At 42.2% G+C, this 12,272-nt stretch carries 13 protein-coding genes; 9 read left to right on the forward strand and 4 right to left on the reverse strand.

Going from position 1 to position 12,272, the window contains the following annotated elements; translation table 11 throughout:
- Positions 1-55: 55 nt before the first annotated feature.
- The 4 genes from GSQ19_RS21215 (at position 56) to GSQ19_RS21230 (ending at position 4,160) form a co-directional block, all read left to right on the forward strand.
- A complete protein-coding gene (locus tag GSQ19_RS21215; protein ID WP_158647768.1) occupies positions 56-1,207 on the forward strand; it encodes a tyrosine-type recombinase/integrase in 1,152 nt (383 codons plus the stop codon).
- 84 nt (positions 1,208-1,291) lie between these two features.
- Entirely contained in the window at positions 1,292-1,459 is a 168-nt protein-coding gene (locus GSQ19_RS21220) for a hypothetical protein (RefSeq protein WP_153228395.1), read from the forward strand.
- Entirely contained in the window at positions 1,459-2,076 is a 618-nt protein-coding gene (locus GSQ19_RS21225; protein WP_011319832.1) for a hypothetical protein, read from the forward strand. Before GSQ19_RS21220 ends, GSQ19_RS21225 begins: the two co-directional genes overlap by 1 nt.
- A 95-nt stretch (positions 2,077-2,171) precedes the next feature.
- Positions 2,172-4,160: a virulence-associated E family protein gene (locus GSQ19_RS21230; protein ID WP_011319833.1), complete on the forward strand. Its 1,989-nt coding sequence runs from the start codon at positions 2,172-2,174 to the stop codon at positions 4,158-4,160.
- On the opposite strand, the gene GSQ19_RS21235 is transcribed toward GSQ19_RS21230, so the two are convergent.
- Positions 4,157-4,387, reverse strand: coding sequence for a hypothetical protein (locus tag GSQ19_RS21235; RefSeq protein ID WP_153228394.1), 231 nt, complete (start codon positions 4,385-4,387; stop codon positions 4,157-4,159). The two genes, GSQ19_RS21230 and GSQ19_RS21235, sit on opposite strands and share 4 nt — an antisense overlap.
- Positions 4,388-5,646: 1,259 nt before the next feature.
- Positions 5,647-5,856 carry a hypothetical protein gene (locus GSQ19_RS21240; protein WP_041456244.1) on the reverse strand — a complete coding sequence of 70 codons (210 nt, stop codon included), beginning with the start codon at positions 5,854-5,856 and terminating at the stop codon, positions 5,647-5,649.
- Between GSQ19_RS21240 and GSQ19_RS21245 the strand changes: the two genes are divergently transcribed.
- From GSQ19_RS21245 to GSQ19_RS21255, 3 genes are all read left to right on the forward strand, one after another.
- Entirely contained in the window at positions 5,833-6,348 is a 516-nt protein-coding gene (locus GSQ19_RS21245) for a hypothetical protein (protein WP_011319834.1), read from the forward strand. The two genes, GSQ19_RS21240 and GSQ19_RS21245, sit on opposite strands and share 24 nt — an antisense overlap.
- 272 nt (positions 6,349-6,620) lie before the next feature.
- The gene (locus tag GSQ19_RS21250) at positions 6,621-7,556 is read left to right on the forward strand and encodes a tyrosine-type recombinase/integrase (protein ID WP_011319835.1); all 936 of its coding nucleotides are present in this window, start codon (positions 6,621-6,623) and stop codon (positions 7,554-7,556) included.
- A gap of 127 nt (positions 7,557-7,683) precedes the next feature.
- Positions 7,684-7,977 (forward strand): hypothetical protein, encoded by a 294-nt coding sequence (locus GSQ19_RS21255; RefSeq protein WP_011319836.1) that lies wholly within the window; start codon positions 7,684-7,686, stop codon positions 7,975-7,977.
- A gap of 194 nt (positions 7,978-8,171) precedes the next feature.
- Here GSQ19_RS21255 and GSQ19_RS21260 read toward each other — a convergent pair whose 3' ends face one another.
- Complete coding sequence (locus tag GSQ19_RS21260; protein WP_011319837.1) at positions 8,172-8,435, reverse strand: hypothetical protein; 264 nt, start codon at positions 8,433-8,435, stop codon at positions 8,172-8,174.
- 342 nt (positions 8,436-8,777) lie between these two features.
- Positions 8,778-9,353 (reverse strand): DUF1802 family protein, encoded by a 576-nt coding sequence (locus GSQ19_RS21265; RefSeq protein WP_041456855.1) that lies wholly within the window; start codon positions 9,351-9,353, stop codon positions 8,778-8,780.
- Positions 9,354-9,438: 85 nt separating this feature from the next.
- Between GSQ19_RS21265 and GSQ19_RS21270 the strand changes: the two genes are divergently transcribed.
- Both GSQ19_RS21270 and GSQ19_RS21275 read left to right on the forward strand, forming a co-directional pair.
- Entirely contained in the window at positions 9,439-10,398 is a 960-nt protein-coding gene (locus GSQ19_RS21270; protein WP_011319839.1) for an aldo/keto reductase, read from the forward strand.
- A gap of 1,154 nt (positions 10,399-11,552) precedes the next feature.
- The gene (locus GSQ19_RS21275) at positions 11,553-12,272 is read left to right on the forward strand and encodes a hypothetical protein (protein ID WP_011319840.1); all 720 of its coding nucleotides are present in this window, start codon (positions 11,553-11,555) and stop codon (positions 12,270-12,272) included.

Here is a 12,272-nt window from a genome sequence, read left to right on the forward strand (position 1 = left end):
ACGTCTCAGTTAGTGAATTGGCTATCGGATGGCTATTCACTAACGAATGGAAACAATGGGACGTAGCAAACGCGGGACAGTTGGAATAGAGACAACACCAAACAATAAGTTGCGGCTGAGACTACCTCGAACAATAGCTGAAGTCAATGCTCGGTACATCTCGACTGGGTTAGATGACACTCCTGAGAACAGACGTAGGGTACAGAGAACAGCCTGGGAGATAGAAGAAGATATACAAAACAACAGGCTAGACCCTACACTATCTCGGTATGCCTTTAATAATGGGTTTAGTAGTGTAGTTGTTACTAAAGCTACCAAGGATGTACCAAACCTAACTGAGTTATGGGATGCTTACTGTGAGTATCGGAAACCATTGGTTAGCATTACTACATACAGACAGAAGTATTGCAGCTATTTCGCTAACCACATCCACAAACTACCAACACATAACCTAGCCGATGCTGAAGGTATCAGGCAATACCTTATTAACAACCTATCTAATGATGCTGCAAAGCGGGTATTAACTCATATAAATGCTTGCTGTAGATGGGCAGTAACAGCAGGTTTAATACCTCACAACCCGTTTGCAGGTATGGCTGATGGGTTGCGGCGTTCGTGGAATAGTGAAGCTATTGACCCCTTCAGTGTCGATGAACGCGAAGCTATTTTAAACGCCTATAAAGACCACCCAAAGTATAGCCACTACCATAGTCTCGTTCGGTTTCTGTTTCTGACAGGATGCCGTCCAGGGGAAGCGACGGCGTTACATTGGGCAAACGTACACCAAGAGTACGTTTTATTTTGTGAGTCGTATTCAGGCAGGTATAGGTTAGTAAAGGACACCAAGACTCATAAACCTCGACGGTTTCCATGCAACAACCAGTTAAGAGGTTTGCTTGACAGTATTAAACCAACAAATAAATACGACCCTAATGGCTTGGTCTTTGTCACCCATCACCACAACAAACAAATAAACAGTGATGCTTTACCAACAGCAGTTGGCTGGAAGCTTATTCTAACTGGGTTAGTCGATGAGGGTAAGGTCAAGCGATACCGCCCACCTTACAACACAAGGCATACATTCGTCACACTTGCCCTTGGTGCGGGTTTAACTGTGTCACAGGTTGCAAAGCTTGTAGGTAACACTCCAAAAATAATACTCGCTCACTATGCAGGTTCGCAGGTTTTAGAGGTTCCTGTGTTTTAGCCATACAAGTTTTTATCAACTAATACGACATCGCAAAGGTGGCTGGCTACAGAAATAAATACCAACACAATAAACCCAGCAACTATGACCAAACGAAACATACAACTAACCGTGAGACTAACAACAGATGAACACGAAACTTACACCAGACTAGCAACTGTTTTAGGCACAACACTAGCTGACTTATTCCGTATTAGTCTCACCTCTCAGTATTCCAACCAGATAGAAAGTTTAAAGAGAGAGGTAGTTTAATGAAACACTCGCAGTTTTACATCTCTTCTTGTTTTCTGATGCCCGGCTTTACAACGTTTGCAACAAACGATGTACTGGATGTTTCCACAGATGACCCCTATGAAGAACGAGCCACAGAGTTTAGAGACAAACTCAGACTAGGTAGGTTCGCTGAACGTCAGGTTGTATTTAAATTAAACGAAGCTGCTAAACAACACAGTGAGCGTGTTTGGTTGCCCCCATTTTCCCAACATGGATATAACCCAACAAAGAGTAGGGACGTGTTCGCAACTAAAAACGGTTGCACGTATGCCATCGAAGTTAAAACTAACGACAAGTTATTACGACCTTACACCGCAACGCTGGTAGATAACTGCGACGACTATAAAGCAAAATGCAAAACAGCAAAAAGCTTTGGGTATATACCACTGTGTACCGTTGTCGTTGGTTCTCAGGCTGACAGTGGTGAGTATCCAATGGTTGTAATACCAGATAGCACCATCGATAAATGGGAAGTCTTCTCTACAAAACACCGGCGAAACTATTTAGCTTATCGTTCACATCTCAGTTGTTGGAAGACATTTACACAGCTACAGGAATGGCTTTATCCAACACATGAAACAGAGTTTGGACGATAAACAAAATAGGTCTGGGAAGCGACCAAACTACCCCAGACCAAAGATACCAAAACACAACACAACCAACCCATTAGTAATTTATTCATAGGTTAGATATGTCAACTACATTCAGAGTAACACAACAGTTTTCATCTGCCAACAACTTTCTTAAATTGGTAGGTGAACCACCTTACTTGTTCCAAACGTTCGATGATAGCAAACACAAAGATAGAAGTTTAACCCGTCAATTCTATGGCTCACTTGATGAGCATTGGGATAAGCTTGTCGAGTTTAATAATAGGGGCGCGGGTATCTTTGTAACTGTTAATATGACCAGTGGAAACAAACGTAAAGCTGAGAATATAACTGCTGTTCGTGCGTTATTCATCGACTGTGACAACGAGTTACCTAACGAGTTTCACCTAACACCTACCGTCGTTGTTAATAGCAGCAACAACAAAGGTCATGCTTATTGGTTATTGGATAAAGCATCTAATGATGTTGCTAACTTCACCCAACATCAGCAACAACTTATCAAACATTATGGTAGTGACCCAGCCGTTAAAGACTTACCTAGAATAATGAGGTTGCCAGGGTTTAACCACATGAAAGGTGAGCCTACATTGGTCACATTCATACAAACTGGAAAGCCTTATGAGTCGATGGCATCTATCACTGATGGTTTAGTTTCTAATGACTTTATACAACAACTAGAAAGCTTTGCTAACAAGGTTAAAAATGCACCGGAAGGTACGAGAAATGACACATTAAACACAGCAAAATATACACTAGCTGGAGCATACCCAAACAAACTACCAGAGATAGACCAACGTCTGACTGAAGTTGCGTTAGAGAATGGTTTAACCATCGGTGAAATAAAACCAACTTTAAACAGTGGTGACGTAGGCGCACAGCGTCCTATTAAACTTGTAGGTAGTGGTAAGAGAAGTAAGAGCAACATGGTAAGGGAAGTGTTAGAGCAATTCTTCGGTGACGAGTTGCAATGGGATGAGATGAAGAATAAGCTTAGGTTTCGTGGGCAGAATGTCACTGCTGAAAAACTACACGACATTTGTGAGCGTGAGTTAGACATTGACCTACCATTTGAAAGCTTTAAACGTATGGCATCTGTTAAAGCAAGCGACAACCCGTATCATGCTGTTCGTGAATATCTCCAAAGCTTACCCACAGTTGATAACCCTGAGCCTGTCTTGTCTGCTCTCTATCAAGCAATGGGTATCACCAACAAACTACATAGGCTTTACATTCGACGTTGGCTTATTGCTGCTGTTGGTCGTGCCATGACCCCAGGTTGTAAGGCTGACTGTGCATTGGTGTTGCAAGGTAAACAAGGTATAGGTAAGACTACTTTCTTTAATAGTTTGTTTGGTGAGTTTTTCCAAACACTAGGGGAGCATAAGAGTGACGTAGACCAACTGCTATCGATGGCTCGTAGTTGGTGTATCGAGTGGGGTGAAATAGAGAATGCGTTTAGTCGCAAAGCTGTTTCAGCCATTAAGAGTTTTATGTCCACAACTCACGACGTTTATAGGCGACCTTATGCGGCTGAACCTGACAACTACCCACGTCATTTTATTATCTGTGGCACAACCAACCAGTCTGAGTTTCTAACTGACTCGACAGGAAACCGTCGTTTCTGGGTTGTTAATGCTGAGAACCGTATCGATACTGCGGCTGTTAAAGAGATGCGTGATGATGTCTGGTCAGCCGTTCTTAAGTTGTACCTCGACGGTGAGCCAAGCTTCCTTAATGAAACTGAGGTAGTAGAGTCAGCAGAAGACACCAGCCAGTATGAACAAACTCACCCTTGGTTTGCAGAAGTTTCAGCGTACATGACCCACCACAACCCATGTACATTAGCCGACATTATGAAGAATGCTCTAGGGTTTGAAACGAGCCGACTAAATGACAAGAAGGCACAAAGGGAAGTGAGCGACATTCTAGATAAACTGGGGTGTACCAAAAAACAACAACGGTTAAACGGTGTTAAAGCTATTTATTGGCACAAACCTACCCTTGATAATGTCACAACTGATGATGTCAGAGTGACAACAAAGGACATCCCAACGTCTGAATACTTCTAAAACCACAAGCCTGTTAACCCAACAATACACCATGACTCTCTAAGTAGGGCGTGGTGTTTTTGTTGTTGTTGTTGTACGGTGTCCACAGATAGGGGAGTGTCCACACCCCATGTCCACAGGTGTCCACAGGCTAAAACCCTTGCTGTGTATGGGTTGTCCACGCTGTCCACAGGTGTCCACAGGGTAAACAAGACTTTGGCGTGTTTTCTAAACGCTCTACTACCCACCTCTTGTACGCTTATGCAGTAGCTATAACTCTTAGAATAGGTGTGGACAGTGTGGACAGTGTGGACATTGCTTACTGGGTAAGGGTTTCAATGTGTCCACAGGGGTGTCCACAGGTAATGGGGGGTGTGGACAGTAGTGTTGTGGTTGTACGATGACGTGTCGGCTACATTATGGTTAACAACCTACACCAGTGGCTCAGTGAGTGGGTTGTATTATCACTGAGAATGAATACCTCTTATAGTAAACATAAGCCAGAGCGTTGTAATAAACAGCGTCCCTGGCTTTATAAATGTCACGACACTAGAATTCATCAATAGGGTATTTATATGGTTGGTGTTTGTCAAAGAAACAGTTGTACGCCTTTGTGGTTTGCCAGTATACAAGTGAACGTTTAGCTGCAAGTAATGAGTTAGTCACTCGTCTATACTCAACCGTGCCTTCTGATAAACACTGTTGGTATTCTGTTAACAACTCAATGTATTTATCGAGGTGTTCAGCAGGGTTCCGAGGTGACATAGTGTTGCTAGTAATATCTACCTGCAACAGAGTATACCCTGTTTTTATAAACACCAACCCATCATCATCTACTCACTCAATAACATCAGGCTTAGGTTGTCGTTGTCTGTAGTGGTCGGTATGCTCATATAATTCTATTGCTCTAGCTAACGTGAGTATCACAGTGTCCACTAGTTTGTATTCTCTACTGTCTAGTGGTTGACGACAGTTGTAACGTATTAACTCGTCAAGGTAGTGGTCAAGTATTGTACGTATTTTATTACTCATGTGGTTGTCACATCATTTACCTACACATAATATCCCATCCTCGAATTTCCCCAAAAAACGACAAAGGACGCTGAGACTATGCCCCAACGTCTTTATCGGTGTTAGTAAGGTGTATGCTTGGTTAAATTCTGTAGTATCATTATACCACAACTGGGGTGAGAATAGCTAGGTACACCCACACTCAGGGCGACTCACTAATACAACCATACCAACCATCCCGGTACACAATATCAACCATCTAGATAAACAACCATCTAACTAGTTGCCGTCCTAGACTTGACTGATATTAGTCAGCATCACATTACAACCATTAAGGGTCAACCAGTTGGCTGTATAGGCTCATTGGCTGAAACCGTTGGTATAACGCTCATCTGGTCGATGCTTGAAACCCTTACCACGTCTAGTTTCTACTGTGAAATTTGGTACGTAATATTTTGGTGTATCTAGAGTGAGTGAGTGGTAGCCATTCCCCCCGTCACCGCCCACCCACACCCAACGGAACAACTACAACAACTACCATCAGCCCACCACTACATAACCATCCGGTTGCCCCTCTGTTGCTGGGTATATCTGCCTTTACCAACTCCAAATAATTTGTCATATTAATTGCATCGGGAACAGGCAACCACTCTTCACCACCTGACCCAAAGGGAATGCAACCATGACTATTAAAGACCTGAAACAACAAGCTTCTGACCTCGGTTTAACCAGTGAATACGTTAAGACATTCGGTAAACTATCAGCCAAAGCAACCTGGCAGTCTGCTATCGATGCACATCTCAAAGCCACCACAACAGAACCCGTCATCGAACCTACGCCCTCAGTCGCCATTGACGACCCTTGGTTATCTGAACCGACCACCGAGTGTCCTACCGTCGAACCGTCCAACGTTGTCGAGTATCACAGCTATCAGTTGTGTTTACCCTACGCCGTCGAACCTGACGTTGTACCTATCCCAACCACAACCACAACCCCTACACATTCAACCCATACACCACCGTTCGCTGTTGTGTTGGTAGTCGCCATTATGGTGTTGCTTGGACAGGTCATAGCCATTGCTAACCCGATAGTCACCTACCTATATAAACAGGTACGGTCAGCCATCGCACGTAGACGTGATGAGCATCGACGTAGACAGCAGTGGTACAACGAGTTGCGCCAACTCATGACAACGTAAGTATTTCACAACATACTGAAAAGAGTGGGTAGCAAATAGGTGTCAAGACGTGGCGACAACGCCGATACCCTACCCCAACCACCAACCACAAACAAGGGAGGGATAAATATATGGGTCACATTCTCATACCGTTGTTCTTTATCATTTTGTTTTTGTATTACGTCAACTGGTAAAAACGAATAATACTCACAGCCAACCATCATTTATAGGTTGGCTCTCTCTAACGATCTACACATCACAAAACAGTAGTTTCGAGACACGTACACAAAGCCATGACAACCACTCTCACCATCCATGAACCACAGGTAGTTATACCTAATAGCCTACCTATAACCTACAGTGAAGACACTACCACAACAGAACGAGTCATAGAGTTGTGGTTGGTTGGGTTAAGTCGAACGACACGAGAACAATACAGCCGTGACATGAGGCAGTTTAGAGCGTTCGTCAAGTTGGACGACATTCGTATCATCTCACCGATGACGTTCATCGCCTACGCCCAACACCTAGAACAGACGTATGCTGTTGCCACTACTCGACGTAAGTTAGCATCGTTGTCTAGTTTCTGTTCGTTCGCTGTCCGTCTGGGGTTTCTGGCTGCAAACCCAATGGCTGCTGTCCGTAAGCCAAAAGCATCGACCACATTAGCGGGTAAGTCTTTAACACAACAACAGGTGTTCAGGATGCTAGATAGAACAGATGACCACCGCAACAGGTGTTTGTTAAAGGTGTTGTACAGTCTGGGGTTGCGTGTAAGTGAAGCTGTTGGTTTACGTTGGTCAGACTTTACTGAGGTCAACCCCACCAAGACAACCGTCAGTGTATTGGGTAAAGGTGGTAAATATCGAACGCTGGTTGTACCTCAGTCAGTTTGGTTGGAGTTAACCGAGTTGCGAACAAACCAACAGCACAACGGACAGAATGACTACGTGTTTCAGTCATATAGCAACCGTCATCGTAAGCAGTCAGGTAAACAACTCGACCGTTGCAACGCATCCAAGATAGTTAAAGCCTGTGCCGTTGCTGTTGGGTTGCCTGAGTCAGTGTCGGCTCACTTCCTACGTCATGCCTGTGCGTCCCACAGTTTAGCCAACGGTGCATCTATCCAACTGGTAAAGGAAACGTTGGGTCATGCCAATATCTCTACAACAAACTGGTATTTGGAAGCTAACCCAGATGACTGTGCCTCACTGTACCTTAACGTTTAACTGTTATTGTCACCCGCGTTTACTTCAACTGTCCCATTCTCAGCTAACCATTCCTCTATTATTTGGGTTAATAACGTAGCCTATATTATGATATGCTGTAACAGCAATTCAAATAGAGGTAGGGTCTATGTCTACAGGTGGTTACAGACCAGGAGCCGGACGCAAGAAGGGTACACCAGCCAGCAACAGGAAGTATGCAACCGAAGCTGAAACTAAGGTGGTACGTGTACCTGTTGGTTTCGATGAGGTAGCAGCAGTCTCTAACATTGAACAATTGCGCGTGTTAGTAGAGACGTGGCAGTCGCAAGCTGATGAGGCTGCACAGGTCAGTAAGACTGGTACAACCCCACGCACGTATGACAAGGCATTACTGTTATTAGAGGAATTACGACAGATGTTAAAACATAGTGAGCAACAATAGGTAGACATTATCGTCTGGCTATTGGTAGGCTATTGTTGTGTCATGAAACTAACTGAGACAAATTGCTGTAATACCTTAGTTTTAGAACCTTGTTGTCACCAAAGAAGGCGACTTAGAAGGCGCAGCCGACCCACGCGGCGAAGGTTCTCCCAGAGGAGATATGAAACTAATGACGAATGATGAATGACTAATGACTACTGTCCATTAACAATAGACTCTGCATGAACACTGCTACCGAATTCGTTGGCACGGGCGCTGGGAACTAATGTCCAGCCTGCTTTTAGTAACTTCTGATAAGTTGCCCAACCTTTGGAGCCACCTGGTATCTGATAATCTGGTACTGAATATTGGGGAAAAGCTGTGTATGGTCGCCAGGGTTGGCTGGGCGCAGTTTGCAGATATAAAATTTTGTCACCATCTCCGCTAGTCTTAGATATCCAGCACATTTGTCGAGACATGGCAGACTCCTTTGCATTAAGCATATGTTGCATATTGACAGAATTTTGTCAACGGTCACATCACCCTTGTGGGATAATTTGAGTGTTCTTAGGGTATGTCAACTTATGTACAATCTAAAATCGTACAATTACGTAAATAAATATGAGATATTTAGATTGCTTATCATCAGCTAATTAGAGAAATAAGCCGAATAAGCTTCATACCTGCCTTTAATCTAGGATTAAGATTTTTTCAATAGTATACGCGGCTTTCATAATCGTATGTATCAACAGTTACTTTTTTAGAAAATATTTAAAGTTTTATTTCAAAAAAAGAGTTTTGACGGCATGAGCAATTACCAATTACTGAACGATCGCCCGAATTGTTTGTGCAATCTGCCCATAATCACAATCGGACAAAACTGGCTGAGAATCTTGTAGTTGTATGGGTGAGGTAATATCAATCCATGACTTGCAGCCGCCATATTCTGCACGATAAGAAATTTCCTGCTCTTGGGGTAGTTTGTAAGTCCGCAGGAGGAGAATAAATATTGGCTGTTGTGGCTTCCATTTTAGGCGATCGCTAATAAACTTCTCGTTCCAAATATGGAAAGGTAATAGGGCGTTGACAGTTACCTCATCACTTATTGGCAGAATATCGGTAATTTGCGCCCAACTTCCTATCCTCACCGTTTCTGGATGCCAACCAGATGTTACTGGGCGAACAAGACCTGCATATTCAGTCTTGAGTAAGGAAGGCTGTTGATGTTCATAGGTAGGATAGAGCAGAACTTGTTCATGAGCTACTTGGAAGCGTCCTTTGTTTTCATGAATACCGCCTTTCCGCAACAACATAATTGTTTTGCCGGCTTCCAAGGCATTTATCGCCACTGCCCATTCTTTGAGGGTATGCACCGTTGTAGTCAATTCTGTTAGCATCGCCATCTACTGTAACTCTGATTTAATTTACAGCGAAGACCGTTAAAGTATAAAACTATCCAGGGAAGTGAATTAGGGAACCTTTATGGAAAAGCGCACACTAGGCACATCCGATGTCAAAATTTCACCCATTCTGATGGGGACTTGGCAAGCCGGGAAGAAAATGTGGGTGGGAATTGAAGATGCTGACTCGATTAAAACCATTCGTGCAGCTTTTGAGGCAGGAATTACCACAGTTGACACAGCCGAAGTTTATGGTGAAGGACATTCCGAACAGATTGTGGCTGAAGCTTTGTCTGATGTGCGTAACCAAGTTGAGTATGCCACAAAAGTTTTCGCCAACCATCTCAAGTATGATCAAGTAATTCAAGCTTGCGATCGCTCCCTGAAAAATCTCCAGACTGATTACATAGACTTATACCAAATTCATTGGCCTGCTGGTGCTTTCAATAGTGAAATAGTACCAATTGAGGAAACTATGAACGCCCTGAACCATCTGAAAGAACAGGGTAAAATCCGCGCCATCGGTGTTTCTAACTTTTCCCGCGCCCAATTAGCAGAGGCCTCACAATATGGCAGAATTGACAGCTTACAGCCTCCCTATTCTCTATTTTGGCGACAAGTAGAAAAAGATGCAGCACCTTACTGTGTGGAAAATCATATTTCTATCTTGGCTTATTCACCCTTAGCTCAGGGATTACTGACAGGGAAATTTACTCGCGGACAGCAATTTGATCCAGCCGATAACCGAGCTAAAAATAAACTGTTTCAAGGCGAAAACTTTGAACGCGCCCAACAAGCTTTAGATAAACTGCGTCCCATCGCCGAAAGCCATAACGCTACTTTGGCGCAGTTGGCACTAGCTTGGTTAATTGCTCAACCCCAAACGAATGCGATCGCTGGTGCGCGTTATCCTGAACAAGCAAAAGATAATGCCCAAGCTGCCAATATTCAACTCTCTCCTGAGGAAATTAGCGAAATTGATGCGATCGGTCGTATTGTTACCGAGCATCATGATGATAGTGCTGTGATGTGGAACTGGTAAAAGATTTCTTGAATATCACCCCAATTATTCACGAAAGATAGTTGGGGATCAAAGCTTTAAGTATTTATTGCAAAAATCTACAAAATATCAACTTTAGTAAACTAACAATTGATCATCATGAACTAGGTGCTAACTTAAATATCAAGACACCAAAAACCAAACTTAATGGGTAATGACTCGGTGTCTCCCGTCATCAGCCCAAGCAAATCCCAGCATATTTTATGTGATGTGGTAACAAGCCCGAAGCAGGCAAAACCAAATCCCAAAGCGGAAAAACAAAGAATGCTGAATTTGCTAGTTGTTATGTCCACCCTAGTTGTAAACTTTCTCAACTGTTTTCTTATTAAATTTAACAATTTTGAAACCTGTGAATATTGAAAAACCTGGTCAACCTGCACCAGGTTTTTCAATATTTTAATGCTTTTCAACATAAAGAGATGATAATGTATTATACATAATGCAAGGAGTGTCATAATTTACGCTTGAAAACCTAGTAAAAAGACTAGGGTAAGACTACCAGTTTCAGACAGGTACTCAAGCAACCGAAATACTTTATTTGGGGTATTTTATGCACTTTAAATAGTATAGACAAGCCCACATTTGTGGGCTATTTTTTTTATTCACTTGGGAAAGTCGAATTTTTGATACTAGTGCTTAGGGACTTCCAGATGAAAAATATCCAAAATGCAGAGTGCGTCAAGTCGCTTCGCTCCAATTCAAAATTCAAAATTCAAAATACCCTGCGGTAAGGCTACGCCAACAAAATTAAAGACCTCGCGGATTTATCCGGGGGCTTAAATCCTTTTTTTGTTCGGTCAGTGTGAGAGAACCTAGCGGTAGCAAGAAATTATTCATACTGACGCACCCTACTAACGGTCAATTTGGGATAATTTATTTTCCGGTGTTAGGGACTTCCAGAAAATAAATTATTCAATGGGTCAGAGCAAATATGATCATTGTATTCTTCCTCCCTTGCTTTCCCTGCTCCCCCTGCCTCCCCTGCTTACCACAGTGATTGTATATTTTTTTAGTTGGAAGTCCCTTACCTCTCGAAAGACTATAAGAACTAACTCGACAGAGTAAGACTGATAAATATGGTTAATCTTTTAGCAACCAATATAATAAGACAGAATATTTTCTTATAGGAACAGATAATGAAAAAGAATTATTTCGTCAAGAATGTTGTAGTCACAATATTCGCAGCAAGTCTTTCTTTATCTTGTAACACCAATATTTCCCAAAAAACAGAATCATCACAGGCTGTTGGACAGCAGCAAACACAACCTCAAATTAACTATGGCGACTTAGTTATTAAAGAGCCGACAGATTATTTAATGATTCCAGTTAATTCCACAAATAGGGAGGTGGAAAAAGAAGCTAGTTTAGATTATTCTCGTTCTCCTAAAGGATATAATGTGTTACTCCATAACTTCATATTTTATCGTAAACAAGATGGTGCAAGTCACCTTTTATTAAATAAGAAAGCAATTATCCAGGCTTTTGATTTAGTAGAAATAAAAACTACTGGTCAGCCATCTACAAGAGTTTGGCTTTATCAAATTATTGATAAAGACACTAATAAAGATAAAAAGTTTAATCAAGAAGATTCTGTTATTGGTTATATGTCCGATTTATCGGGAAAAAATCTCCAACAAGTAACACCTAATAATTCTAAAATTATTAATTGGGTGGTCGTGCCAGGACAGAAAGAAATATTTATCAAAATTATCAAAGATTCTAATAAAGATAATAAATTCTCTACAGGAGATCAGATAAATTTTGTGAAGGTTAATATTGCCCAACCTAGCATAGGTCAAGAAATTATTAGTGGACAAATAGAGCAAGAAATTAAATCAATCATTATAAAACAATAA

The organism is Trichormus variabilis 0441 (genome assembly GCF_009856605.1).
GTDB classification, from domain to species: domain Bacteria; phylum Cyanobacteriota; class Cyanobacteriia; order Cyanobacteriales; family Nostocaceae; genus Trichormus; species Trichormus variabilis.